This window comes from Stenotrophomonas indicatrix, from assembly GCF_002750975.1.
Classification (GTDB): Bacteria; Pseudomonadota; Gammaproteobacteria; order Xanthomonadales; family Xanthomonadaceae; genus Stenotrophomonas; species Stenotrophomonas indicatrix.
In genome coordinates, this window is sequence record NZ_PEJS01000001.1 from 4,060,219 (window position 1) to 4,084,984 (window position 24,766).

At 67.5% G+C, this 24,766-nt stretch carries 21 protein-coding genes; 9 read left to right on the forward strand and 12 right to left on the reverse strand.

Annotated elements, in window-relative coordinates:
- Positions 1 to 78: 78 nt before the first annotated feature.
- Together CR918_RS18760 and CR918_RS18765 are read right to left on the reverse strand one after the other, a co-directional pair.
- Entirely contained in the window at positions 79 to 1,305 is a 1,227-nt protein-coding gene (locus CR918_RS18760) for an RtcB family protein (protein WP_025878047.1), read from the reverse strand.
- Between the two features lie 528 nt (positions 1,306 to 1,833).
- Positions 1,834 to 3,381: a VWA domain-containing protein gene (locus CR918_RS18765; RefSeq protein WP_099844153.1), complete on the reverse strand. Its 1,548-nt coding sequence runs from the start codon at positions 3,379 to 3,381 to the stop codon at positions 1,834 to 1,836.
- A 187-nt stretch (positions 3,382 to 3,568) separates the two neighbouring features.
- On the opposite strand from CR918_RS18765, the gene rtcR reads away from it, so the two are divergent.
- Both rtcR and CR918_RS21200 read left to right on the forward strand, forming a co-directional pair.
- Positions 3,569 to 5,161 (forward strand): RNA repair transcriptional activator RtcR, encoded by a 1,593-nt coding sequence (gene rtcR, locus CR918_RS18770; protein ID WP_025878051.1) that lies wholly within the window; start codon positions 3,569 to 3,571, stop codon positions 5,159 to 5,161.
- Between the two features lie 78 nt (positions 5,162 to 5,239).
- Complete coding sequence (locus CR918_RS21200) at positions 5,240 to 5,398, forward strand: hypothetical protein (protein WP_165780913.1); 159 nt, start codon at positions 5,240 to 5,242, stop codon at positions 5,396 to 5,398.
- Positions 5,399 to 5,487: 89 nt separating this feature from the next.
- Here the strand turns inward: CR918_RS21200 and CR918_RS18775 are convergent, their stop codons facing one another.
- Positions 5,488 to 6,042, reverse strand: a complete 555-nt coding sequence (locus tag CR918_RS18775; RefSeq protein ID WP_099844155.1) for a hypothetical protein — start codon at positions 6,040 to 6,042, stop codon at positions 5,488 to 5,490.
- A 141-nt stretch (positions 6,043 to 6,183) separates the two neighbouring features.
- Between CR918_RS18775 and CR918_RS18780 the strand changes: the two genes are divergently transcribed.
- Complete coding sequence (locus CR918_RS18780; protein ID WP_099844156.1) at positions 6,184 to 6,810, forward strand: hypothetical protein; 627 nt, start codon at positions 6,184 to 6,186, stop codon at positions 6,808 to 6,810.
- A gap of 12 nt (positions 6,811 to 6,822) precedes the next feature.
- Here CR918_RS18780 and CR918_RS18785 read toward each other — a convergent pair whose 3' ends face one another.
- The 7 genes from CR918_RS18785 to CR918_RS18815 form a co-directional block, all read right to left on the reverse strand.
- Positions 6,823 to 7,149: a low molecular weight protein tyrosine phosphatase family protein gene (locus CR918_RS18785; protein WP_099844158.1), complete on the reverse strand. Its 327-nt coding sequence runs from the start codon at positions 7,147 to 7,149 to the stop codon at positions 6,823 to 6,825.
- Positions 7,150 to 7,246: 97 nt separating this feature from the next.
- Complete coding sequence (gene uvrD / locus CR918_RS18790) at positions 7,247 to 9,439, reverse strand: DNA helicase II (protein WP_032976788.1); 2,193 nt, start codon at positions 9,437 to 9,439, stop codon at positions 7,247 to 7,249.
- A gap of 9 nt (positions 9,440 to 9,448) precedes the next feature.
- Positions 9,449 to 10,870, reverse strand: coding sequence for an FAD/NAD(P)-binding protein (locus CR918_RS18795; RefSeq protein WP_099844160.1), 1,422 nt, complete (start codon positions 10,868 to 10,870; stop codon positions 9,449 to 9,451).
- Between the two features lie 24 nt (positions 10,871 to 10,894).
- Positions 10,895 to 12,313: a cardiolipin synthase gene (gene cls / locus CR918_RS18800; protein ID WP_032976786.1), complete on the reverse strand. Its 1,419-nt coding sequence runs from the start codon at positions 12,311 to 12,313 to the stop codon at positions 10,895 to 10,897.
- Between the two features lie 207 nt (positions 12,314 to 12,520).
- Positions 12,521 to 12,688, reverse strand: coding sequence for a 50S ribosomal protein L33 (rpmG, locus tag CR918_RS18805; protein ID WP_170272460.1), 168 nt, complete (start codon positions 12,686 to 12,688; stop codon positions 12,521 to 12,523).
- A gap of 10 nt (positions 12,689 to 12,698) precedes the next feature.
- On the reverse strand, positions 12,699 to 12,935 hold the full coding sequence (gene rpmB / locus CR918_RS18810) for a 50S ribosomal protein L28 (protein ID WP_005411638.1): 237 nt from the start codon (positions 12,933 to 12,935) through the stop codon (positions 12,699 to 12,701).
- A 240-nt stretch (positions 12,936 to 13,175) separates the two neighbouring features.
- Positions 13,176 to 13,685, reverse strand: a complete 510-nt coding sequence (locus tag CR918_RS18815) for a DNA polymerase III subunit epsilon (RefSeq protein WP_099844161.1) — start codon at positions 13,683 to 13,685, stop codon at positions 13,176 to 13,178.
- Positions 13,686 to 13,888: 203 nt separating this feature from the next.
- Between CR918_RS18815 and CR918_RS18820 the strand changes: the two genes are divergently transcribed.
- Positions 13,889 to 15,121 (forward strand): nucleotide disphospho-sugar-binding domain-containing protein, encoded by a 1,233-nt coding sequence (locus CR918_RS18820; RefSeq protein WP_099844163.1) that lies wholly within the window; start codon positions 13,889 to 13,891, stop codon positions 15,119 to 15,121.
- Here CR918_RS18820 and CR918_RS18825 read toward each other — a convergent pair.
- A complete protein-coding gene (locus tag CR918_RS18825; protein ID WP_080149557.1) occupies positions 15,090 to 15,983 on the reverse strand; it encodes a LysR family transcriptional regulator in 894 nt (297 codons plus the stop codon). The genes CR918_RS18820 and CR918_RS18825 overlap by 32 nt on opposite strands.
- Positions 15,984 to 16,093: 110 nt before the next feature.
- Here CR918_RS18825 and CR918_RS18830 point away from each other — a divergent pair, with 110 nt between their 5' ends.
- The 5 genes from CR918_RS18830 (at position 16,094) to CR918_RS18850 (ending at position 22,723) form a co-directional block, all read left to right on the forward strand.
- On the forward strand, positions 16,094 to 16,492 hold the full coding sequence (locus CR918_RS18830) for a RidA family protein (RefSeq protein WP_099844165.1): 399 nt from the start codon (positions 16,094 to 16,096) through the stop codon (positions 16,490 to 16,492).
- 161 nt (positions 16,493 to 16,653) lie between these two features.
- The gene (locus tag CR918_RS18835; protein WP_032976781.1) at positions 16,654 to 16,998 is read left to right on the forward strand and encodes a hypothetical protein; all 345 of its coding nucleotides are present in this window, start codon (positions 16,654 to 16,656) and stop codon (positions 16,996 to 16,998) included.
- 56 nt (positions 16,999 to 17,054) lie between these two features.
- Positions 17,055 to 18,308 (forward strand): TolC family protein, encoded by a 1,254-nt coding sequence (locus CR918_RS18840; RefSeq protein ID WP_059065635.1) that lies wholly within the window; start codon positions 17,055 to 17,057, stop codon positions 18,306 to 18,308.
- On the forward strand, positions 18,305 to 19,504 hold the full coding sequence (locus tag CR918_RS18845; protein WP_099844167.1) for an efflux RND transporter periplasmic adaptor subunit: 1,200 nt from the start codon (positions 18,305 to 18,307) through the stop codon (positions 19,502 to 19,504). The genes CR918_RS18840 and CR918_RS18845 overlap by 4 nt, the downstream gene beginning before the upstream one ends.
- Before the next feature lie 9 nt (positions 19,505 to 19,513).
- Complete coding sequence (locus tag CR918_RS18850) at positions 19,514 to 22,723, forward strand: efflux RND transporter permease subunit (RefSeq protein ID WP_099844169.1); 3,210 nt, start codon at positions 19,514 to 19,516, stop codon at positions 22,721 to 22,723.
- Between the two features lie 122 nt (positions 22,724 to 22,845).
- On the opposite strand, the gene CR918_RS18855 is transcribed toward CR918_RS18850, so the two are convergent.
- A complete protein-coding gene (locus CR918_RS18855; RefSeq protein WP_099844171.1) occupies positions 22,846 to 24,618 on the reverse strand; it encodes a DUF885 domain-containing protein in 1,773 nt (590 codons plus the stop codon).
- Positions 24,619 to 24,766: the final 148 nt, after the last annotated feature.

A 24,766-nucleotide genomic window follows, 5' to 3' on the forward strand; every position in this document is an offset into this window, starting at 1 on the left:
TCTGTTCCTCCGTGCCCGTTGTTCGATGCCGGGCCTTGCTGCCGTGCGCGGCGCAGTGTACGCCGCGCACGGGTTGCCTCATCCCTTCACGCACACCACCTGGCGCAGCGTGTGCACGATCTCGACCAGATCGCGCTGGGCCTCCATGACTGCCTCGATCGGCTTGTAGGCCGCCGGCGATTCATCCACCACCTCCGCATCCTTGCGGCACTCCACGTGCGCGGTGGCCTTGGCGTGGTCATCCACCGTGATCAGCTTGCGTGCCTGGGTACGGCTCATCACGCGGCCGGCACCGTGGCTGCAGCTGTGGAAGCTGTCCTCGTTGCCGAGGCCACGCACGATGAAGCTCTTGGCCCCCATGCTGCCCGGAATGATGCCCAGTTCGCCCTTGCGCGCACTCACCGCGCCCTTGCGGGTCAGCATCACTTCCTTGCCGAAGTGGGTCTCGCGGTTCACGTAGTTGTGGTGGCAGTTCACCGCCTCGGCCTCGGCCTCGAACGGCTTGCTGATCACCGTACGCACCGCGGCCACCACGTTGCGCATCATCACCTCGCGATTCATGCGTGCGAAACGCTGCGCCCAGTCCACCGCGAACACATAGTCGCCGTAGTACTGGCTGCCCTCGGGCAGGTAGGCCAGGTCCTGGTCGGGCAGGTTGATCATCCAGCGGCGCATTTCCTGCTTGGCCAGCTCGATGAAGTAGGTGCCGATGGCATTGCCTACGCCACGCGAACCGGAGTGCAGCATGAACCACACGCGCTGCTCCTGGTCCAGGCAGACCTCGACGAAGTGGTTGCCGGTACCCAGCGTTCCCAGGTGCTTGAGGTTGTTGGTGTTCTTCAGGCGCGGGTGACGCTCGCAGATCAATGCGAAGTCATCCACCAGCTGCGCCCAGCCTTCCACCGCCAGTTCGGGCGGCGTGTCCCAACTGCCCTTGTCACGGCCCCCGCGGGTGACGCTGCGGCCGTGCGGCACCGCCCGCTCGATCGCGCTGCGCACCGCCGACAGGTTGTCCGGCAGGTCGCTGGCAACCAGCGTGGTGCGCACCGCGATCATGCCGCAGCCGATGTCCACGCCCACGGCTGCAGGAATGATCGCGCCGATGGTCGGCACCACCGAACCCACGGTCGCGCCCTTGCCCAGGTGCACGTCGGGCATCACCGAGATCCACTTGTGGATGAAGGGCAGCTTGGCGATGTTCTGCAGCTGCTCGCGCGCCTGGTCTTCCAGCGGCACGCCGCGGGTCCACAGCTTGATCGGTGCAGCGCCCGGCTGCTGGATCACGTCGTAATTGAGGGTGGTCATGGTGATGTTTCCTTTCATCCAAAGCAAAAACAAAGAAGGTGCGGTGACAAAGGGGGTGGAACATTCCGTCACCCGCGTTGCCGCGGAGGACGGCCGGGACTTGAACCCGACCCCGAAGGGCTTCCGATGTAGTTCCACCTGCATTCCCCGCGCAACGAAAGCGAAGGTGCCGGCAGCACGACAAGAATCTGGAGGAACATCCTGCTCTACCACTGAGCTACTGCCGCGTTGCCGTGGCAGGCGGGAGTCGAACCCGCGACCTGGAGCTTAAGGGGCTGTAGTTCCTCCGGCATTCGCGCTGCCGGCATTGAAGCGGTGGCACCGTTGCCGGTGCCGTTTGAAAAGGTGCGGTGACAAGGGAGGTGGAACGTCTGCTTCCCCACGACAGGCAGGAAACGCGGGACTCGAACCCGACCCCGAAGGGACAACCAATGTAGTTCCACCAGCATTCACCGCGAAAACGAATTCCTGGCCCTGCCCGGCTGGCCCCATTGCCAGCCGGGCGGTCCGTGCGGCCTCCCTGCCGCCTTACAACGCCATGTCCTGGATGCGGTCGACCCAGCTGCTGCCGTCCTCGGCCGCAGCGGCGTACTGCGCCATCAGGTCGAACACCGCATCGCTGAAGCCACCGATGTGCAGCACGTCACCGCGCTGCACGGTCTGGCTGCTGGCCACCGGCTGCAGGTCGATGCACACCAGCCGCGCCTGTGGGCAGCGACGCTTCAATGCATCCCACTGCAGCATCGTGGCCGTCTGGCCGCCCTGGCGGGTGTCACGCCAACTCTCGTTGTCCGACACCAGCACCACCAGGTCCACCGGCTCGCGCCGCAGGTTGAGGTAGTGCAGCGGCGCGCTGACCGACGTACCACCGCCGTTGATGGCCAGCTGGCGGGCCAACGTCATCACACTGTCGCGCGGGTTCAGGCGCACGTGGCGCACCTCCGTATCGAACGGCAACACCTTGGCCTGCGGCTGGCCGCGCAGCACGCAGGCTGCAACCAGCGCCGCCACGTCCACGCAGCGCGCCGCCGTGCTGGAGCCCTTGCGGTAGCCGGTTACCGGCGACTGCATGGAACCGGACACGTCCACCGCCACCACCACCCGCCCGGGCAATGCCGGGGCCGACGCCGTGGCGATCTCCATCGCGTCCTGCAACGCTTCCAGGATCGGCGCCGGCAAGCCACCGCCGGCGTGGAAGGCCATCAGCAGCTGGTAGGGCAGTACGCGGGCACGACGCACCTGCTGCGGATCACGCAGGCGCTCTGCGATCACCTGCACCATCGCCGGATCGTCGAACACGCCATGGCGGGCGAACGTGTTGAGGTTCATCCGCATCGACTGCCACGATGCATTGCGGGCCAGTGCCGACCACTGCGCCGCGTCCAGCGGCAGCGTGCTGTAGTACTGGAACGGCAGGTCCGGCGGCAGTCCGCGCGGGTCACGCTTGAACGCCTCGTACGCCTGCACCGCTGCCGGCAGCTGCGCCTCGTCGTAGGGACGACCGATGATCCATGCATACAGCGCCTTGCGCTCGGCGTTGGCCGGCTTCGGGTGCACCATGCGGATCACATCGGCCAGCGACGGCTGCTGGCCGATCGCCGCACGCACCAGCGTTTCCGCCGACGCCTGCTGGATCCACTCACGCACCCTGCGCTTGGGCAGCGAGCCGAGCGAGCGGCGCCCCACCTGGCCGCTGCGCATGATCTGCACGAAGGTGCGCAGCTGGCGGCCGTTGTCGATCACCCGCGGGAAAACCAGGGCGAACGCCTCCGGGTCGCGCAGGCTCAGCACCGCCAGCAGCAGCGCCGGCATGTCCTTCATGTGTGCGACCTGGCGGGCGTACAGGGCGGTGCGGGCAATGAAGCGCGGCTCGACCTGCGCGGTCAGCGCCAGCACCTGCTGCAGCTGTGCCTCGGCGTCGCTGTAGAAGGTGTTGTTCAGGCACCCGGTGGCCGCATACAGCGCCAGCGCCGCACGCGGGTCGCGGCGGTAGGCCAGGCCACCGGCTTCATTGACGGTGTCTGCCTGCGGCGGCTGCGGCGTGCGCATCCAGGAGAAGAGCGAAAGGTTGGCCATGCTGATGTCCTCGGCGGGAACAGCCCGCGTCGTGTCTTGCCGGATATAGAGCAATGGCCGTGCCAACTTTTGCGAAACCATCGCATGCTATTGATTTTGAAGTGCTTTCAATGGAAGAAGGCCATCCTGCCCAGCGGACATCGGCGAAAAGATATATATTTCCTGCGCCTCTTTTATAGGAATGGATATGGCGCGTCGGCAGGTGGTATTCGGCATGCTGGGCACCCAGCTCGACGCAGGCGAGGGTCCGGGCCGCTGGCAGAAGTGGCGCCCGACCGTTTCGCTGGGCATGCATGAGGATTTCCTGCCCGACCGCATCGAGCTGCTGCTGGATGAGCGCCGCTACAGCAAGCTGGCGCGCGTGGTCTGCGAGGACCTGGCGCAGGCCGCGCCGGGCATCAGCGTGCAGCGTCACGACACCTACCTGGCCGATCCATGGGAATTCGAGGGGGTCTACGCCTCCCTGCACGACTTTCTCGCGCGCTACCCGTTCCAGCCGGAGGAGGAGGACTACTACGTCCACATCACCACCGGCACGCACGTCGCGCAGATCTGCTGGTTCCTGTTGACCGAGAGCCGTCATTTCCCCGGACGGCTGCTGCAGACCTCGCCACCGCGCAAGCAGGACGGTGCCGCCGGCACGTACGCGATCATCGACCTGGACCTGTCGCGCTACGACCACATCGCCCAGCGCTTCGCCCAGCAGCAGCTGCTGGATCGCGACCTGCTGAAGGGCGGCATCGCCACCCGCAACGCCGCCTTCAACCGCATGATCGAGCAGATCGAAACGGTGGCCACCCGCTCACGTGCGCCGATGCTGCTGATGGGACCGACCGGCGCCGGCAAGAGCCAGCTGGCCAAGCGCGTGTTCGAGCTGAAGAAGCTCAAGCACCAGCTGCCCGGTCGCTTCGTCGAAGTGAACTGCGCCACGCTGCGCGGCGACGGTGCGATGAGCACCCTGTTCGGTCACACCAAAGGCGCCTACACCGGCGCTTCCAGCGACCGTGCCGGCCTGCTGCGCTCAGCGCACCAGGGGCTGCTGTTCCTGGACGAGATCGGCGAACTCGGCCAGGACGAACAGGCGATGCTGCTGCGGGCGCTGGAAGAGAAGCGCTTCCTGCCGGTCGGCAGTGACCGCGAAGTGGAGAGCGATTTCCAGCTGATCGCCGGCACCAACCGCGATCTGCAGCAGTCGGTGCTGGAAGGCCGCTTCCGCGAAGACCTGCTGGCGCGCCTCAACCTGTGGACGTACCACCTGCCCGGGCTGGCGCAGCGCATGGAAGACATCGAGCCGAACATCGAGTTCGAGCTGGAGCGCTGGTCGCTGGACCAGCACGCGCGGGTGCGCTTCAACACCGAGGCGCGCACGCGCTATCTCGCATTCGCCACCAGCCCGGAAGCGGCGTGGCGTGGCAACTTCCGCGACCTGGGCGCGTCGATCATGCGCCTGGCCACGTTGGCCAGCGCCGGGCGCATCCAGATCGAGGGCGTGGAGGACGAGATCGCGCGCCTGCGGGCACAGTGGCGCGGCGGCGATGCGCCGTCTCCGCTGGATGCCCTGCTGGGCGAGGCCGTGGACGCGCTGGACCGTTTCGACCGCGTGCAGCTGGAAGAAGTGGTGCGGGTCTGTGCACGCTCGAAGTCGCTGTCCGCCGCCGGGCGCGAGCTGTTTGCGGTCTCGCGCACCCAGCGCGCCAGCACCAACGACGCCGACCGCCTGCGCAAGTACCTGGCGAAGTTCGGGCTGGACTGGGAACAGGTGCGGGGGCCGGCCCGGTAGCGCGACGGCCCGGCTTGCGCGTGCACCGGTCACGGCGCATGCTCCGGCTGCGACCCCCTACCTGAACGGAGATTTCCCATGCAGGACCGCCCCCGCTCGACTTCCAAAACCGGCCTGATCATCGTGCTGGCCTGTGTCGCTGCCTTCGTCCTGCTCGTGGGTGGCTACCAGTTCGGCAAATCACTGGCCAAGGCCGACAACGCTCAGCAGGCTGCGGCCGCCCAGCCAGCACGCTGACCGCGCTCCGGTAGTGCCGGCCGCTGGCCGGCAGCCGCCGCTATCCCGGCACCTGGAGCAGCCGGCCTGCTCCACCCGAAACCGCAGCTTCAGGCGATCTGCACCACGCGTGCGTTCTGGCACAGCGGGTAGCTGCCGACAAATTCAGCGATCGCATCACGCATCGCCTCGAACGACTGGCCGTACATGTACAGCGCGGTCTCGCTCGGGCCCTGCCACCAGCTGCAGATCTCGCCCAGGCCATCGATGCGCTCGGACAGCTGCTCGAACACGTGGTTCGAATCGCACTGCTCGTACACCTCGTCCGGCAGGGTCAGGCCATCGAGGTAGATCCCCAGGCCTTCGGTCACGCCGAAGCTGCGGTCGGCCTCGCCTGCGCCCTGCACCTGCGAACCCTTCGGTGCCCCCAGCTGCTCCAGCAGGTCGACCAGCTTGGGCACGCCCGCGGCATCGACCAGTGCCACTTCGATATCGCCGTACTCGACTTCGCCCTCGTCGGACATCGCAGTACCGCCTCCGGTGATCCCGCCCAGATCGGCCGCCTGCAACAGCGCGTCCAGCGGATCCTCGAACAGCTCATGGCGATGCTCGGGCTGCAGCCTGGCGTTCAACTTCACGGTGACATGCAGCGTGGGTTCGGTCATGAGGGCGTTCCTGGGAGATTTGGCCGCTATTGTAGAGCCGTGCCATGCCCGGCTGCTTTGCGGCGTCGGCGCCTCGTCCTTTCAGGCGATGTGCAAGCGATAATGCGCGGCGCAAGGACACCATTCCAACAGGGGGAATACATGAAGTCGATCATTACGCTGGCACTGCTGCTGTTGCTCACCGGCTGTGGCATCCGCACCGAAGTGGTGCGCGTGAACGTGCCGGACATCCGGGTGAACCCGGAGCAGGGCCCGGTGGTGGTGGTGGCCCCGGTGCGTGACAACCGCCCCCAGTACTTCCCGCAGGTGCAATCGGCGGCGCGTGCGAAGAACATCGGTGGTGTCATCCGTGCCGGCAATGGCGTGCTGGTGGAGCTCGAAACGTCCACAGCCCCGGACAAGGCACGCGAGATCATGATCCAAGCGCTGCGCAACATGGGTTACAGGACTGCCGACAAGTGCGAGGCATCGTGTACGCATCTGGACGCCACGCTGAACGATTTTTCGGTAAGTGCTCCGGTGAATGTTTGGCGCGCCGCGACGTACACCCAGCAGATGCTTGCAGACATCGCGGTACAGGTGACGGCACGCAAGGATGGCCAGACGCGCACCTTCACGACTACCGGCCATGGCGCAAACATCTTCCAGGTAGCCTCGCGGGAGAACTGGGAGATCGCCCTGGAACGCGCGGTGAAGAACTTCAGCAGCAGCCTGCAGCAGTCGATGTCCGAACAGGACACGGCCGCGCAACCGCAGGCGCAGGACTGATCGCCGCCCGGGTCAGCGCAGGAACGGGATCACTTTGCGCTTGAGCAGTTCCACCAGCACCGGGTCCATGTACTCGTAGTCATCGGGAATATCCAGGCAGATCACCCGCTTGCCGTTCAACCATGCCTTGTAGCGGCTGGAAAGCCGGTTGCGGTGCGCCCGCTCCATCACGAACACCAGATCGGCCCATTGCAGCAGCTCGGGGCTGAGCACTTCCTCGGCGTCGGCGAGCAGCCCGGCCGAGGCGGTTTCGACGCCCGGCCAACCGGCGAACACCTGCTCGGCCGTCGGGCTGCGCAGGCGGTTCTGGCTGCAGAGGAAGAGCACGTTGCGGGTCATGAGCACTCGCCTTTGTAGAGCCGAGCCCGTGCTCGGCTGCTTTCCATCGCGTCGGGGTCAGGGCCCTCCTACGGGAGGGATCCGACCCCGGCGGTGATCAGATCACCGTCAGGTTGGCATACGCCATCACCAGCCACTTGCTGCCGGCGTCGGCGAACTCGATCTGCACGCGTGCGTGGGCACCGTTGCCTTCGTAGTCGGTCACCATGCCTTCGCCGAACTTGGGATGGTTGACCAGCGCACCCAGCTTGATCGGCGGCGTTTCGATGGCGGCGTGTCCCATTACCCGGCTTGCGCCCATCGACGCCGGCCGCGACACCTGCACCTTCGGCCGCACTTCGTGCAGCAGTTCGCGCGGGATCTCGCGCAGGAAACGCGAAGGCAGGCTGTAGTTGTCCTGGCCGTGGATGCGCCGCGATTCGGCGTAGCTGAGCACCAGCTTCTGCCGCGCGCGGGTGATGCCGACGTAGGCCAGCCGACGCTCTTCCTCCAGCCGCCCGCTTTCCTCCAGCGACCGTGCACTGGGGAACAACCCCTCTTCCACGCCGGCCAGGAACACCAGCGGGAATTCCAGGCCCTTGGCCGAGTGCAGCGTCATCAGCTGCACGCCTTCCTCGCCGGCCTGCGCCTGGCCCTCACCGGCCTCCAGCGCCGCGTAGGCCAGGAACGCGACCAGCTCGTCCATGTCCTCGCCCACTTCCTCGATGTCGTCGGCACGGCGCACGAAGCGCGAGGCCACCGACACCAGTTCGTCGAGGTTGTCGGTGCGCGATTCCGAATCCAGCGCGTTGCGGCTTTCCTTGCTCCAGTGCTCACGCAGCTGCGAGCGCACCAGCACATGGTCCACGCGCTCGGCCAGGGTCATCTGCAGGGTCTGCGCCTGCAGTTCGTTGACCAGCACCAGGAAGCCGGCCAGCGCATTGCGGGCTCGTGCCGCCAGTGCGCTGCCCTGGGTCACCAGCATGGTGGCTTCCCACAGCGAGATGCCCTGGGCGCGCGCTTCGCGGCGCACTTCGTCCAGCGTGCGGTCACCGATGCCACGCGTGGGCGTATTCACTGCGCGCTCGAATGCAGCATCGTCGTTGCGGTTGGACAGCAGCCGCAGGTAGGCCAGCGCATCCTTCACTTCGGCGCGCTCGAAGAAGCGCATGCCGCCATACACGCGGTACGGCACCTGTTCGCTCAGCAGCGCTTCTTCCAGCGCGCGCGACTGCGCGTTGCTGCGGTAGAGCACGGCCACTTCGGTGTAGCTGCCGCCGTCGCGCACCCACTGCCGTGCGCGCTCGACGATGTAGCGCGCCTCGTCCATCTCGTTGTATGCCGCGTACAGGTCGATCGGCTCGCCGTCACCACTGTCGGTCCACAGCTGCTTGCCGATGCGGTCCGGGTTGTGCGCGATCACCGCGTTAGCGGCGCTGAGGATGTTGGCGGTGGAACGGTAGTTCTGCTCCAGGCGGATGGTCTGCGCGCCCGGGAAATCGCGCAGGAAGCCCTGCACGTTCTCGACCTTGGCACCGCGCCAGCCGTAGATGGCCTGGTCATCATCACCGACCACGAACACGTGGCCCTCGTGCCCGGCCAGCACGCGCACGAAGGCGTACTGGATGGCGTTGGTATCCTGGAATTCGTCCACCAGGATCTCGCGGAACCGCGCGCGGTAATGCGACAGCAACGGCGGATTGTCGCGCAGCAGTTCGTGCGCGCGCAGCAGCAGCTCGGCGAAATCGACCAGGCCGGCACGGTCACACCGCGCCTGGTACTCGGCGTAGGCCTGGCGCATGGTTTCCAGCCACGCATCGTTCGGCTCGGGCTGGATGTGCTGCGGGCGGCGGCCCTCATCCTTCTGCGCGTTGATCCACCAGGCAATCTGCTTGGGCGGGTACTTGCCGTCATCCAGCTCCAGCGCCTGCACCACGCGCTTGACCAGCCGCAGCTGGTCGTCCGAATCCATCACCTGGAAGCCTTCAGGCAGCTTGGCATCCTGCCAGTGCAGGCGCAGCAGGCGGTTGGCCAGGCCGTGGAAGGTGCCGATCCACATGCCGCGGCTGCCATGCGGCAGCTGCGCGTCGATGCGATGGCGCATCTCGCCGGCGGCCTTGTTGGTGAAGGTCACCGCGAAAATGCCGTGGGTCGGCACGCCTTCGACTTCATGCAGCCAGGCAATGCGGTGGGTGAGTACGCGCGTCTTGCCCGACCCGGCACCGGCCAGCACCAGGTGGTGACCGAGGGGAGCGGAGACGGCTTCGCGCTGGGCCGGGTTCAGGCCATCAAGCAAGTGGGAGACATCCATGCCTCCATTTTACGGCATCGACGTCGCAGCTCCTGCGACCACCTGCGTGGCAAGTGCCTGCGCCTGCTGACGCAGTTCAGGCACCGCCAGGCTTTCCCACAGGCTGCCGATGCGCAGGCTGCCGAGTACCCCCAGGCGCGCCTGTGGCTGGCCACCCGCTGCACACAACCGGTCGCCCGGTACACTGCTGTCCAGGCCCAGCCCATGCGGCCCGGAGCGGGCCAGGCCATCGGCCTGCAGCTGCTGCAGCAAGGGATTGCGCAGTGCCGAGGCGCGGGTCTCCACACCGGTGGCATTGACCACCGCAGCGATCGTCCACTGCACGTTGCCGCCGCCCGCCTCGCGGCCCGACAGCCGCAGGGCATCACCGTCGCGCCACACGCGCTGCAGGCGGGCGCGGTGAACGCGCAGCTGGCCGCTGGCCTGCAGCGCCTGCAACTGCTCAGCCACCGGTTCAGCAATGCGATGGCGGTGCACGTCCCAGTAGCGCACCACGTGGCGCAGGAAGCGGCGCTGGTCGGCGGCGTCCATGCTCTGCCACAGCGCTTGGCCGTGCGGGCGGATGCGGTCCATCACGCCCTGCCAGGGCATGCCGTCGGCCTGTGCCTGCCGCGCGTGCTGGCGCAGTACGCGCAGACGCCGGCGCAGGGTCATCGTCAGCAGCTCCTGCGGGTCGAACGCCGGCAGACCGCCGTGGGCGTGCGGCAACGGCAGCAACCCGTGGCGCGAGATCACGTGCAGCGGTCCGCTATGGCCGCCGGCCACCAACGCCAGCACGGTGTCGGCCATGCTCAGCCCGGAGCCGACGATGGCCAGGGCATGGTCACTGGCCAGCGTGCGTACGCCGTCGTAATCCCAGGCTTCGACCACGTCATCGGCAGATAGCGCGTCGACGCCGTCCACCGGCAACGGCCGCATGCTGTTGCCGGTGGCGATCACCACCTGCGCTGCATGAAGTGTTTGGCCATCGCCCAGCTGCAGCTGGTAACCGTGGTCATCTGGCTGCATCGCCAGCACCGGTTGGGCGATGACCTGCAATCGCGCCGCGCTGGCCGCTTCGGCCTCGCGCAGGCGCTGCTGCAGGTAGGCAGCGAAGTAGTGGCGACACACATAGCGTTCGCCCAGCACTTCGCGCGCCTCGCCCGGGTACGCGTTGGCGGCCTGCAGGAAATCGAGGAAGTCGCCGGGCTGGTCGGCAAAGGCGCTCATCTTCGCCGCCGGCACGTTCAGCAGGTGCTCCGGCCACGGCGTGGCATAGGCAATGCCCTGTGCCAGCTGCGAGGCCGGCTCGAAGATGGCCAGCGCCAGCGGTGCCTGGGCCTGGCGCAACACCTGGATCGCCACCAGCACCCCGGCCGCACCACCGCCGATGATCGCCAGGTCCAGTTCGCCACTACGCGGTGAATCAGTCATGCGCCGATTGTAGGCCATCGGCCCTGCCCGGCTGGCGCTGGCCTACATCAAGGCATCGGCCAGGCGCGCGATGCCCTCGCGGCTGCGCAGCCACGCGGGACGCTTGCGCCACTGCTCCAGGTCCAGCAGGCGCGACTGGCGCAGGTAGTCGTCCTCGATGGCGCACAACTGCGTGACCAGCTGACGGTCGTAGCAGATCAGGCCGATTTCGGCATTCAGCGCGAACGAGCGGATATCCATGTTGATCGACCCGAGCACGGCGATGTCCTCGTCCACGCTCATGTGCTTGGCATGCAGGAACTGCGGCTCGTACAGCGCGATCTGCACCCCGCAGCGCAGCAGCTCATCGTAGTAGGCCTCCTGCGCCCACGAGGTCAGCCGCTGGTTGTTGCTGGCCGACAGGATCAGCTGCACCTGCACGCCGGACAGCGCGGCGATGCGCAGTGCACTCAGCGTTGCTTCGTCGGGCACGAAGTAGGGCGTGACCATCACCAGCCGTCGCCGGGCAAGATGGATCAGCGCGGCCACCGCATCGCGCGCGTTGCTGTACGGGTAGGCCGGGCCACTGGGCAGCAGCTGGGTGGCGATGTCCTCGCTGCACACCGGCACGTCGGCGATGACCTCCAGGCGCTGCCCGGTTTCGATGTACCAGTCGCTGGCGAACACCGCTTCAAGGTGCGCCACCGCAGGCCCGCGCACGCGCGCCACCAGCTCGCGGTTGGGGTGGCCGGCAACGAATTCAGGGCGCGCCAGGTTCTGCGAACCGACATAACCCACTTCGTTGTCGATCACCGCGATCTTGCGATGGTTGCGCAGGTCCATGCGTCCGCTGCGGCGCCAACGCAGGCCGCCGGGCAGCATCGCGCGCACTTCGATGTCACGTGACCGCAGCCGCTTGCTGTATGCGCGCAGGCCCCGCTTGGCGCCGACCGCATCCAGCAGCACGCGGCACTGCACGCCGCGCGCTGCGGCACGCTGCAGGGCTTCGACGATGGCCTCGCCCACCGTGTCATCGAACATCAGGTAGTACAGCAGGTGCACCCGGTCCTGGGCCTGGTCGATGTCGGCGATCAGGGTGTGCAGTGATTCGTCATAGTCGGTCAGCAGGTCGATCGCGTTGCCGTGCACCGGCATGAAATCGCCCTGGCGCTGCACCAGCGGCACCACTTCGGCGCTGGCCGAATCGGGCTTGGGCGTCCAGCGCAGGCGGCGCTGCAGCGCCTGTTCTTCACGGATGACCTGCGAGGCCTCGGCCTGCCGGCGGATGCGCTCGCGCGACAGCCACGGATGCCCGAACAGCAGATAGAGCGGCAGACCCAGCAGCGGCACGAAGCCGACCAGCAGCAGCCAGCTGCGCGCCGCGCCCGGCGTAGTGCGGGTGGGGATCCAGCACAGCGCCACCAGCCGGATCAGCCAGTCGATCAACAGCAGGTACGAGCCCAGCAGCCACTCGAACAGCATCGCGTCGCCCGTTGGGAGGTGTGGGGCCATTCTGCCCAGCGGGGTGTGCAGAGTCGAGCAGCACTGGGGACAGCGTGCCGACCAACGGGCGGCACCCACGGGGTCGGAACGTGTCGACCAAGGTCGACACCTACCGGGGGCGGGGGGGCACAAAAAAACCCGCCACGAGGGCGGGTTTTTTCGGAAGCGACCCGCAATCCTTGCGGATTACTTGATCTTGCCTTCCTTGTACGGGACGTGCTTGCGCACGACCGGATCGTACTTGGAGAATTCCATCTTCCCCGGGGTGTTCTTCTTGTTCTTGTCGGTCGTGTAGAAGTGACCGGTACCAGCGGTCGAAATCATACGGACCTTATCGCGCTTGCCTGCCATGATCGTCTACTCCTCAGACCTTTTCGCCGCGCGCACGCAGCTCAGCCAGAACGGAATCGATACCGTTCTTGTCGATGGTGCGCAGTGCATGCGCGGAAACACGAAGCTTCACCCAGCGGTTCTCGCTGGCAACCCAGAAGCGGCGCTCGTGCAGATTCGGCAGGAAACGACGACGGGTCTTGTTGTTGGCGTGCGAGACGTTGTTACCCGTCTGCACTCGCTTGCCGGAAACCTGGCATACGCGGGACATGGCGCACCTCGATAGTAAGTTGTGTCAGCCCGTAGCCCGGGAGACGGCGGCCTCGATGGTTGCCCACCACACGTCAAGAGAATCAAAGGGTTACGCTGGCGTTGGGCGGCCGGGGACGTGCTCCCGGGGGCGCCGCCCGGCACGAAACCGGACACAGCGAGCCGCGCATTATGCACGCAATCAAGCCCTTGCGCAACTTACCCACAGGCCACGCCTGAACGCGATGGCGGCGCCCTGCCCTCAGCGCAGGTGCGGCACCACCTGGGCCAGCAGGTGGGCATCCTTCAGTGCGCCATGCAGGCCGCGGGTGCCGGGAATACGCAGGCGCTGCAGCACATCGTCGAGCTTGTTGGGCATGCCCGGCCAACGGCTGCGGGCCAGCTTCAGGCTGCAGGTCACGCGGCAGTGCTGGGCCAGCCCTTCGGCGATGCCGGCCAGGCGCAGCTCGTTGTCGAGGAAGCCGACATCGAAGGTGGCGTTGTGCGCGACCATCTCGCTGCCACGCAGGAACTCCAGCAGTTCGGCGGCCTTGCTCGCAAACAGCGCCTTGCCCACCAGCATTGCATCGCTGATGCCGTGCACGCGCTGCGCGCCCCAGTCCACCTTCCGCTGCGGCTGCAGGTAGGTGTGGAACTGGCGGCCGCTGAGTTGTCCATCGACCAGTTCCACCGCCCCGATTTCAATCACCCGATGGCCCAGGCGATGCGAGATACCGGTGGTTTCGGTGTCCAGTGCGACGACGCGGCTCACGGCGCACGCCGGTATGCAGCGGCCGGCATGCGGCAGACAAGGGACGGGAGAGATGGCAGTGCGGTCATGCGGTGCTGGATCCTGTTGCGCGCGCCCCGTGCGGCGGGGGCAGATGAGGCGGGATTGTCCCACGCGGTGCGTCGGCAGGAGCGCGGACGAACACAGCGATGTCGGCATACTGGTGATTCACTGCGGAGGCTCCAATGCGACTGCTGGCCCTCACCTACGGCACCGAAGGCGATACGCGCCCGCTGGTCATGCTCTGCCATGGGCTGATCGCGGCCGGTCACGAGGTCATGCTGCTGGCCGACGGCGGCACCCTCGACAGCGCGAAGGCCTTGGGCGTCCCGCACGCCGCGCTGGAAGGCGACATCCACGACGAAGTGGTGGCGCTGGTCTCACGCGGCAATGGCGTTGCCGCCGCCAGCACCGGGCTGGCACGGATGGCGCTGCAACACGTCGCCGGTTGGATGCGTCAGGCCGATGCTGCAGCCGACGGCTGCGATGCGATCCTGACCGGTGGCCTGGCTGCGTTCGTCGGCATGAGCGTCGGCGAGCGTCGCGGCCTTCCGGTGATCGGCGCCGGCATGATCCCGCTGACGCCGACGCGCGCGTTCCGCTCGCCCTTCCTGCCGCCCGGACGCTCGCCGGGCTGGTTGAACCGGGCCAGTTATGGCCTGGTCAACGGCCTGATCTGGCGACAGTTCCGCGGCCCGATCAACACGGCCCGCCAGCACGCCGGGCAGCCACCACGACGTTCCCTCTGGGCTGGCCTGCCGATGCTGTATGGCATCTCGCCACAGCTGCTGCCACCGCCTTCGGACTGGCCGGCCGACCACCTCGTGTGCGGCCAATGGTCGGCCCCTGCTGCGCCGTGGCAACCGTCGTGCGAACTGCAGGCTTTCCTCGATGCAGGACCGCCGCCGGTCTATCTGGGCTTCGGCAGCATGACCGGCTTCGAGCGCGAACGTGTGCTGCCGGCGCTGTTGTCGGCGCTGGCGCCACGCCGCGTGCTGCTGTTTTCCGGTTGGGTCGGCGTGCCCGACATGACGCTGCCCGACTCGGTACGGGTGATCGGCCCGACCCCGCATGAAGCGTTGTTGCCGCGCTGCGCACTGGCGATCCACCACGGCGGCAGCGGCACCACGCATTCGGCATGCCGCGCCGGCATACCGTCGATGGTGATGCCGTTCGCCGCCGACCAGTTCTTCTGGGCCGATCGACTGCAGCACCTGGGCGTGGCACCGGCGCCACTGTCACCCAAGCGGTTGCAGCCGAAGGTGTTGGCCGATGCACTGGCGTTCGCCGAGCATGCGGATACACGCGCACGGGCGGCCGCGCTGGGCGCTGCAATGGCGAACGAGGATGGAGTGGCATGCGGCGTGGCCGCACTCGAGCGCTGGCTCAGCCCAACGTCTCCACCACCCAATCAATGAACACCCGCAGCCGCTGGCTCATGTGCCGGTTCGGCGGGAACATCACGTGCATCGGCATCGGCGGCAGCTGCCAATCGTGCAGCACGGGCAGCAGCTCGCCGCGCGCCACATGTGGTTCGGCCATGTAGCTGGGCAGCGCGACCACGCCGAGGCCGGCCAGGCCAGCGGCCAGATAGGCGTTGCCATCGTCGAAGCCGATTGAATAGCGCCCCTGCACCTCGACGCGCTCGGCGCCACGCTGCGCGGTGAACACGCGGGCGCGGCCACTGCGTGGGCTGAGAAAACCGACCGTGTGGTGGTCCGGCCCTTCCAGCGCGCGCGGGTGTTCCGGCACACCGAACCGCTGCACATAGCCCGGGCTGGCATGGAAGCCGATCGGCAGGCGCGCCAGCGGTCGTGCCACCAGCGCGGGATCGGCAGGCGCGCCACCACGGATCACGCAATCGACGTTGTCGGCGATGACATCGACCTCGCGGTCGCTGACGCCGATGTCCAGCTGGATCTCCGGATAGCGCGCCTGGAAATCCGGCAATGCCGGCACCAGCCGCAGGCGCGCATACGGCCCCGGCACGTCGACGCGCAGGCGCCCGCGCGGTTGTGCGGCGGCCTCGCCCAGCCCCCCTTCAACCTCTTCCAGCTCGGCCAACAGGCGAACGATGCGCGGGTAATACGCCGCGCCATCGGCAGTGACGCTGACCCGGCGCGTGGTGCGGTTGAGCAGCCGCAACCGCAGATGCGCTTCCAGCTGCTGCACCAGCTGGGTGACCGTGGTGCGGCTGAGCTGCAGGGTGTGCGCGGCGCGGGTGAAGCTGCCGGTCTCCACCACCCGGGCGAACGCGCGCATCGCTTCGAAACGGTCCATGGCCGCGGCTGTGATTGTTTGGAATATGCAATCAATCTATACCGATCATCACGGTTTATCCAGACAGCGACAGCGGGGAGGATGGTCCGCTCCCGTCTGGAATCCGTCCCATGTCCCACCGTGATGTTGTCTTTCCCGCCGGCCGGCAGGCGCTGTACGAGCGCAACCGCTATTCGCCGGCGATCCGATCCAATGGCCTCCTGTTCGTTTCCGGCCAGGTCGGCAGCCGCGAGGATGGCTCGCCCGAACCGGACTTCGAGGCGCAGGTACGCCGCGCTTTCGACAATCTCAACGCGGTGCTGGCCGCGGCCGGCTGCACGTTCGATGACGCGATCGACGTGACCGTGTTCCTGGTCGATCCGGAAACGAACTTCGAAAAGGCCTGGGCGATCGTGCCCGAGTACTGGGGCCAAGCGCCGCACCCGACCCTGACCGGCATCGGCGTGACCTGGCTGTATGGGTTCCAGTTCGAAATCAAGGTGATCGCCAAGCTGCCCGCAGACCGGTAGTGCCGGCCGCTGGCCGGCAGCGCATTGCGCCAGCAGGGTTCATGGGATTGCCGGCCAGCGGCCGGCACCCCGGACACTCGCCTGAACGGAACACGCCGACAAATTCCCGAGGTGGCCATTGATATTGTATCCACCGAAAACCGCTTGCTAGCCTCCCCTCCATGCGCCGGATCGCCCGCCACCTTCGTTCGACCCTGCTGATGCTGCTGATGGCGGCATTCGTGGTCGTGCCGGTGGCTGATGTGCTGGCGTGTGCGGTGGAACCGCACGACAGCACCGTGGTGCATGTGGAAGCCGGTGCCGAAGATGCCGACGGTGACACTGACAACGACGGCAAGCACGCCGCTGCCTGCAGCCACAACCACTGCCACCACTCCAACCTGAGCCTGCCGGCGAGCACCTTCGCCGCCTTTGGCACGCCGCAACCGGCGCGCTGGACGAATGCAGGCGATGCGGCGACCTATGCGGTCGCCCAGGACGAACTGGCACGTCCTCCCCGGGCGTGAGTTGAGCGCGTCCCGCAATCGCGGGCTCCCGTTTCACTCACAACCGGAATCCCCCTATGTCGATCCTGACACGTCGGTCGCCGCGCGCGGCCGGGCTGGTCGTCGCCGTGCTGCTGGGCCTGATCCCCGCCGCACAGGTCGCCGCACAAGCCGCACCTTCGTACGACACCCTGCTTGAACGCCTGGACCAGCTGCCCGGCGCCCGCGTCGGCGCGGCATTGGCCGAGGCGGCCGACGCCCGCGCCGACCAGGCCCGGGCGCTGCCCAATCCATCCCTTTCCTGGTCCGCCGAAAACGCTTGGGGCACAGGCTCCTACGGCGGCATGGGCCGGGCCGACACCGTGCTTACCCTGTCCCAGCCTCTGGAGGTCTGGGGCCAGCGCGGCGCGCGCGTCCGCGCCGCCCGCGCCGAGGCACAGGCCGCTGCCCTGCGGGGTTCGCAGAGCCGCAGCGATGTCGCCAGCCAGTTGGCGGCGATCTACGCACAGGCGGAAAGCGCCCTGCGTCGCTACACGCTGGCCGAAGAAGCGCTGAGCCTCACCCGCGACGATGCGGCGGCGGTCACCGCCATGGTCAAGCATGGCCGCGAGCCGCAGTTGCGTGCCGTGCAGGCACAGAGTGAAGTGGCCAATGCCAGCGCCGCGCTGGATGAGGCGCAGGCCTTCCGCGACGCCGCGCTGGCCCGCCTGGCCGGTGCGGCCCTGCTGGATGCACCGGTGCAGACCATCGACAACAGTCTGCTCGATCGCGCACCGCCAGCACCGCGTGGCGCCACCGATGTGGCTCTGGCCGTGCGTGTGGCCGAAGCCGAAGTTGATGCGGCCGGTCGTCTGGTCGACGTCGAGCGCAAGCGCGCCCTGCCCGACCTCAGCGTTACCGCCGCGCAGACGCGTTTCCGCGAGGACCGCGAACAGGCCTACACGCTCGGCGTCAGTCTCTCGATCCCGTTGTTCGACCGCAATCGTGGTGGCATCCGCGCCGCCAGTGCCGAACAGCGCGCGGCCGAAGCGCGCTTGGACCAGCAGCGGCGCGACAGCGAAGCCGAACGCTTGTCGGCGGTGGCGGGCCTGAAGGCCGCCGGCAGCCGCACCCGCGCCGCCGACGAAAGTGTGGTCGCCGCCGAGGAAGCCTATCGGCTGGCGCGCATCGGCTTCGACGCCGGGCGCATCTCGCAGCTGGAACTGCGCAGCACCCGCAGTGCCCTCATCGCCGCCCGCGGCACCGCCGTGGACGCGCGCCTGTCGCGCGTCGGCGCGGAAATCGATCTCGCCCGCCTCGAAGGGCGCGCACCCTTTGTGGAGGCCCGATGAACCTGTTCCGTTCTTTCCCGCTGGTTGGCGGCTTGTTGCTGACTGCATTGCTGGCCGGTTGTTCTGGTAACACACAGGCCCCGGCAGTCTCGGAGCCCGCCGGCAAGGCAACGGCCGACGATGGCCATGGCCACGCCGCCGACAGCACCGATGCCAAGGCCGAAACCGGCAACGCGGCAGATGCCGATGAAGGCGTGGTGCAGCTGACGCCAGAGCAGATCAAGGCATCCGGCATCGACGTGGTGGCCGTCGGCCGCGGCGGCGGTGGTTCGACGCGGCTGTCCGGCAGGGTGGAACCGTCGATCGGTGCACGTGCCTCGGTCGCTTCCACCGTGACCGGTCGCGTGGAGCGCGTGCTGGTCGCACCGGGCACGGCAGTGAAGCAGAACCAGGCGCTGGCGATCGTGGTCAGTGGCGAGGCGGCGGTGTTCCGCGCCAATGCGGTTGCCGCCGCCGCGGAGGCCGAGGCGGCGCGCTTGGCCCACGGCCGCGACAAGGCGCTGGTCGAACAGGGCGTGGTCGCTCGCCAGGAACTGGAAACCTCACGCGCGCGCTCGCTGGCGGCGCAGGCGCAGGCCGCTGCCGCGCAGGCACAGGCCGCCGCCACCGGTTCGCCCGACAGCAGCGGCCGCGTGCGCATCACCAGCCCGGTGGCCGGCATCGTCGGCAACGTGCAGGTCACGCCCGGCGGCGTGGTGGCGGCCGGCAGCCCAGTGGCCGACGTCGCCGATCCGTCGATGAACGAGCTGGTGTTCACCGCGCCACCGGCGCTGGCCGCGCAGGTCACGCCGGGCATGACGCTGGAAGTGACCGTGCCGGGCGGCAGCTTCAGTGCCACCGTCACCGGTTCGGCCGCCGATGTGCGCCAGCAGGGTGGCGTGGCGGTGATCCGTGCCATGCCGGTGGATGCCGCATTGCCACCGGCCGGTTCGCCGGTGTCGGCGGTGGTGGTCACCGACGGCAAGGACGGCGCGTTGAGCGTGCCGGCTGATGCGGTACAGAACGTCGGCGGCAGCAGCGCGGTATTCGTCGCCGTCCAGGGCGGCTTCAAGGTGCAGCCGGTACTGGCCGGCCGACGTGCCGGTGACCGCATCGAGATTCTCGGCGGCTTGAACGGCGACGAACGCATCGTCGGCGCCAACGCGTTCCTGCTCAAGGCCGAACTGGCCAAGGGCGAAGCCGAGCACGGGCACTGAGGACCTTCCATGTTCAAGCTCATCATTGAAACCGCGGTACGCCACCGCTGGCTGGTCGTGGCCCTGGCTGCACTCGTTGCCGCCGTGGGCCTGTTCCAGCTCGGCAAGCTGCCGATCGATGCGGTACCGGACATCACCAACCGCCAGGTGCAGATCAACACGGTGGCACCGGCACTGACGCCCGAGCAGATCGAGCGACAGGTGACCTATCCGCTGGAAACCGCGCTGGCCGGCATCCCCGGCCTGACCACCACCCGTTCGCTGTCGCGCAATGGCTTCTCGCAGGTCACCGCGATCTTCACCGATGCCACCGATATCTACTTCGCCCGCCAGCAGGTGGCCGAACACATGCGCGAGGCCGCCGAAGCGCTGCCCGAGGGTGCCTCGCCGATGCTGTCGCCGGTCACCACCGGCCTCGGCGAGGTGTTGATGTGGACGGTGGACTTCACCGCGTTCGACCCTGCGAAGCTGGCCAAGCCCGGTGAAGCCGGCTGGCAGGCCGGCGAGGTCTACCGCACGCCGGAAGGCAACCTGCTGCGCACGCCGGAAGAACGTGCCACCTACCTGCGCACCGTGCAAGACTGGATCATCGCGCCGCAGATGCGCTCCAGCCCCGGGCTGGCGGGCGTGGACACCGTCGGTGGCTACGTGAAGGAATACGGCGTGCATCCGGACAGCGCGCGGTTGGCCGCGCATGGCCTGGGCCTGGCTGATCTGGTGACGGCCCTGCAGCGCTCCAACGTACAGGCCGGTGCCGGCTTCGTGCAGCGCGCCGGCGAAGGCCTGGTGGTGCGTGCCGACGGTCTGGCACTGACCACCGACGATCTGGCACAGGCGCCGGTAGCCACCCGCAACGGCGTGGTGGTGCGGGTGGCCGATGTGGCCGATGTCGGCCTCAGCCGCGCACCGCGCCTGGGTGCGGCCAGCCGCAACGGCCATGAAGCCGTGCTCGGTACCGCGCTGATGATCGCCGGCGGCAACAGCCGCACCGTGGCCCAGGCGGCCGCCACACGGCTGCAGCAGGTGAATGCCTCGCTGCCGGCGGACATCGTGGCCGCGCCGGTGCTGGACCGCAGCGTGCTGGTCAATTCCACCATCAAGACCGTGGCCAGGAACCTCACCGAGGGCGCGCTGCTGGTGGTGGTGGTGCTGTTCCTGCTGCTCGGCAACCTGCGCGCGGCGACGATCACCGCACTGGTGATCCCGCTGTCGTTCCTGTTCGCGGTGATCGGCATGAACCGCTTCGGCATCAGTGGCAACCTGATGAGCCTGGGTGCGCTGGACTTCGGCATCCTGGTGGACGGCGCGGTGATCGTGATCGAGTCGACGCTGCTGATGCTGGGCCAGCGTCGTGCCGAACTGGGCCGCGCGTTGACCGCGATGGAACGCCTGCGCGTAGCCGCCGATTCGGCGCGAAAGATGGCGCGCCCGGCAGCGTTCGGCCAGCTGATCATCCTGCTGGTGTTCGCACCGATCCTCACCCTGGAAGGGGTGGAGGGCAAGACGTTCCACCCGATGGCCGCCACGTTCATGCTGGCCCTGGTGGGTGCCTTCATCTTCTCCTTCACCTTCGTGCCGGCGATGGCCGCGCTGATGGTGCGCGAGCCGAAGCCGAAGGAAGGCGAGGCACACAGTGATGATGGCCAGCACGAAACGAAGCTGATCCGCGTGCTGCGTGGACGCATCGAGCCGATCATCCGCCAAGCCGTCGCGCGGCCGCGCGCAGTGATCGCCGGTGCAGCGTTGATGCTGCTGGTGGGCATTGGTTCGTTCGGCCTGCTCGGCCGCGAGTTCATGCCTACCCTGGATGAAGGCAACGTGGCGATGCAGGCACTGCGCGTCCCGTCTACTTCGCTGGAGCAGTCGCTGGCGATGCAGCTGGCACTGGAGAAGGCCATCGCCCAGCAACCGGAAGTGGAAACGGTGTTCTCGCGTACCGGCACCGCCGAAGCGGCAATCGACCCGATGCCGACCAACATCTCCGACAGCGTGATCGTGCTCAAGCCACGTGCGGACTGGCCCGATCCGAAGCTGGGCAAGGAGGCGCTGGTGGCCCGCTTCGAAGAACTGGCCGGCCAGCAGCTGGGCAACAGCTTCGAGTTCAGCCAGCCGATCGAGCTGCGCTTCAACGAGCTGATTTCCGGCGTACGCACCGACCTGGCAGTGATGATCTTCGGCGATGACTTCAGCCAGCTGCAGAAGGTGGCCGACCAGGTGGCGATGAAGCTGCGCGCGGTGGAGGGCGCGGCCGATGTGCGGGTGGAGCAGATTTCCGGCCTGCCCACGCTCAACGTCAAGATCGACCATGTAGCGGCAGCGCAGTACGGGCTGACCGCCGCCGACGTCAGCGATGCGCTGTCCACCGGCATCGGCGGCACGGCAGCCGGCAAGATCTTCGAGGGCGACCGTCGCTTCGATGTGGTGGTGCGTCTGGATGACAGCGCACGCAACGACCCGGATCAGCTGGCCTCGCTGCCGATCGCCACGCCGGCCGGCGTGGTGATTCCGCTGTCCTCGGTGGCACGCATCAGCGTCAGCGAAGGGCCGAACCAGATCAGCCGCAACAACGGCAGCCGCCGGGTGGTGGTGCAGGCCAATGTGCGCGGCCGCGACCTCGGTGGATTCGTTGGCCAAGCACAGGCCGCCGTGGCCGACGTGGCACTGCCGCCCGGTGCGTACCTGACCTGGGGTGGCCAGTTCGAGAACCTGCAGCGCGCGGAAAAGCGCTTGGCCACGGTGGTGCCAGTGGTATTCCTGCTGATCGGCAGCCTGCTGTTCATGGCCCTGCGCAGCGGCAAGGAAGCGGTGCTGGTGTTCAGCTGCGTACCTCTGGCGCTGGTCGGCGGCATCCTCGCCCTGCTGCTGCGCGGCATGCCGTTCTCGGTGTCGGCCGCGGTGGGCTTCATCGCCGTGTCCGGCGTGGCCACGCTCAACGGCCTGGTGCTGATGCAGGCGATCCGCGAGCGTCTGGACGCAGGTGACGTGCCGATGATGGCCGCGATCAACGGTGCATCCAGCCGTATCCGCGCGGTGCTGACCACCGCACTGGTGGCCATCGTCGGCTTCATTCCGATGGCGATCGCCAGTGGTTCCGGTGCGGAAGTGCAGAAGCCGCTGGCGACGGTGGTGATCGGTGGCTTGATCACCGCCACGGTGCTGACCCTGCTGGTGCTGCCGACCTTCGCCGCGCGCGTGGCGAAGGTGCGGACGGCGGGCTGAAAGATCACGGGGTCGGATCCTGTGATCCGACCCCGTCTACCGCGCTTCGCGCTCGCCGGGCATGGCCCGGCGCTACCACCGCACGTTCCGGTAGCGCCGGGCCATGCCCGGCGGCGCGGCGATCAGGCCTTCTTGCGCTCGGCAATGTACGCCTGGATCTGCTGCTCCAGCACCGGCAACGGCACCGAACCCTGCTTCAGCAGCGTGTCGTGGAAGCCCTTGACGTCGAACTTGTCGCCCAGCTCCTTCTCGGCCTGCGCACGCAGGCGCACGATGGCGATCTCGCCGAGCTTGTAGCTCAACGCCTGCCCCGGCCAGGAAATGTAGCGATCCACTTCGGTGGTCACTTCGTGCTCACTCAGCGCCGTGTGGTCACGCAGGTAGGCCAGCGCCTGCTCGCGGCTCCAGCCCTTGCTGTGCACGCCAGTGTCGATCACCAGGCGCGTGGCGCGCCACATCTCGTAGGTCAGGCGACCGAAATCCTCGTACGGGGTTTCGTAGATGCCCATTTCCACGCCCAGCTTCTCGCAGTACAGCGCCCAACCTTCGCCATAGGCGGAGATGTAGGCATTGCGGCGGAACTCCGGCAGGTTCTTCTGCTCGGCAGCGATGGCACCCTGCAGTGCATGGCCCGGGTCGGATTCGTGCAGGGTCAACGCTGGCAGGTTGTACAGCGGGCGCGACGGCAGGTTGTAGGTGTTGAGCCAGTAGGTGCCCATGCCACCACGGCCGGCGGTCCAGAACGGCGCGATGTCCGGCGGCACCGGCACGATGGTGAAGCGCGCGCGCGGCAATGTCATGTACTTGCCGAGCTGGCCATCGGCGCGCTTGGAGATCCATGCGGCGCGCGACAGCAGTTCTTCCGGCGTCTTGGCATAGAACTGCGGGTCGGTACGCAGGAAGGTCAGGAACTCGGCAAAGCTGCCCTTGAACTTCACCTGCTTGATGATGTCATTCATTTCCTTCTGGATGCGTGCCACTTCATCCAGGCCGATGCGGTGGATCTCGTCCGGCGACAGGTCCAGCGTGGTGTATTCGTGGATCTGCTGCTTGTAGTACGCCTTGCCGTCAGGCATCGCTTCGGCGGCCAGGGTGGTACGTGCCTGTGGCACGTATTCGTTGACGAAGAAGGTGCGCAGTTGCTGGAACGCCGGCACCACCTTGCCGCTGATCGCCGCGCGGGCCTGTGCCTGCAGCTGGGCCTGCTCGGCAACCGGGACGGTGTTGGGCAGCTTCTTGAACGGCGCGTACAACGGCGATTCGGTCGGGTCCTTCAGTTCGGCGACGGTGGCGATGGACACCTCGCGGCCATCGAGCACCGCACGCGGCACGCTGAAGCCGCGCTTCAGGCCGGCACGCATGTTCCCGGTCTGCTGGTCGAAGTAGCGCGGCACATCATTCAGGCGCGCGATGTAGTTCTGGTAGTCCTGCACGGTCTTCATTTCGCGCCGGGCCATGAAGGACAGGTTGGACCAGAACGAGGAATCGGCGTTGAACGGCATCTCGTAGCCGCGCAGGCGCACTTCTTCGGCCAGGTTGAACACCTGGTCGCGGTAGATCGCGTAGTTGACCTGGTTGTCGGGCGAAAGGGTCTTCGGGTCGATCTTCTTCAGCGCGGCCAGGGTCTGGTCCCATACCTCCAGGCGTGCCTGCTGCGCGGCCGGGCCGACGTCGGGCATGCGGGTGGCATTGGCCGGCGCGTCTTCGTCCTCGCTGGCCTCGCCGCCGCCTTGCTGGCGCCACTTCCATTCCTTCTCGTACAGCGCGCGGAAGGCGGCATCGGCGGGCGACTCGGTAGCCACGCTGGCCGGCGCGACGGCGGTGGGCGGCGCGGCCAACGCCACGGCAGGGGCAGACAGGGCAATCAGCAGGGCTACGGCAAGACGGGTTTTCACAAGCACAGGTTCCCGGGAAGGCAGACCCCGATCATGGCACCCCGCACCGCGCATGGCATGGGACGAAGGTCCTGCCTGGGCCTAGCCCTGGTAGCTGCCAACCTTGGTTGGCAGGCGGGGAGACCCAGCGCCGAAGGCGCGTGGTAGC

Excerpts from the sequence above, each read along its gene's own strand:
- CR918_RS18760 (WP_025878047.1), bottom strand. The coding sequence starts at position 1,305 with ATGACCACCCTCAATTACGACGTGATCCAGCAGCCGGGCGCTGCACCG.
- CR918_RS18765 (WP_099844153.1), bottom strand. The coding sequence starts at position 3,381 with ATGGCCAACCTTTCGCTCTTCTCCTGGATGCGCACGCCGCAGCCGCCG.
- rtcR (WP_025878051.1), top strand. The coding sequence starts at position 3,569 with ATGGCGCGTCGGCAGGTGGTATTCGGCATGCTGGGCACCCAGCTCGAC.
- CR918_RS21200 (WP_165780913.1), top strand. The coding sequence starts at position 5,240 with ATGCAGGACCGCCCCCGCTCGACTTCCAAAACCGGCCTGATCATCGTG.
- CR918_RS18775 (WP_099844155.1), bottom strand. The coding sequence starts at position 6,042 with ATGACCGAACCCACGCTGCATGTCACCGTGAAGTTGAACGCCAGGCTG.
- CR918_RS18780 (WP_099844156.1), top strand. The coding sequence starts at position 6,184 with ATGAAGTCGATCATTACGCTGGCACTGCTGCTGTTGCTCACCGGCTGT.
- CR918_RS18785 (WP_099844158.1), bottom strand. The coding sequence starts at position 7,149 with ATGACCCGCAACGTGCTCTTCCTCTGCAGCCAGAACCGCCTGCGCAGC.
- uvrD (WP_032976788.1), bottom strand. The coding sequence starts at position 9,439 with ATGGATGTCTCCCACTTGCTTGATGGCCTGAACCCGGCCCAGCGCGAA.
- CR918_RS18795 (WP_099844160.1), bottom strand. The coding sequence starts at position 10,870 with ATGGCCTACAATCGGCGCATGACTGATTCACCGCGTAGTGGCGAACTG.
- cls (WP_032976786.1), bottom strand. The coding sequence starts at position 12,313 with ATGCTGTTCGAGTGGCTGCTGGGCTCGTACCTGCTGTTGATCGACTGG.
- rpmB (WP_005411638.1), bottom strand. The coding sequence starts at position 12,935 with ATGTCCCGCGTATGCCAGGTTTCCGGCAAGCGAGTGCAGACGGGTAAC.
- CR918_RS18820 (WP_099844163.1), top strand. The coding sequence starts at position 13,889 with ATGCGACTGCTGGCCCTCACCTACGGCACCGAAGGCGATACGCGCCCG.
- CR918_RS18825 (WP_080149557.1), bottom strand. The coding sequence starts at position 15,983 with ATGGACCGTTTCGAAGCGATGCGCGCGTTCGCCCGGGTGGTGGAGACC.
- CR918_RS18830 (WP_099844165.1), top strand. The coding sequence starts at position 16,094 with ATGTCCCACCGTGATGTTGTCTTTCCCGCCGGCCGGCAGGCGCTGTAC.
- CR918_RS18835 (WP_032976781.1), top strand. The coding sequence starts at position 16,654 with ATGCGCCGGATCGCCCGCCACCTTCGTTCGACCCTGCTGATGCTGCTG.
- CR918_RS18840 (WP_059065635.1), top strand. The coding sequence starts at position 17,055 with ATGTCGATCCTGACACGTCGGTCGCCGCGCGCGGCCGGGCTGGTCGTC.
- CR918_RS18845 (WP_099844167.1), top strand. The coding sequence starts at position 18,305 with ATGAACCTGTTCCGTTCTTTCCCGCTGGTTGGCGGCTTGTTGCTGACT.
- CR918_RS18850 (WP_099844169.1), top strand. The coding sequence starts at position 19,514 with ATGTTCAAGCTCATCATTGAAACCGCGGTACGCCACCGCTGGCTGGTC.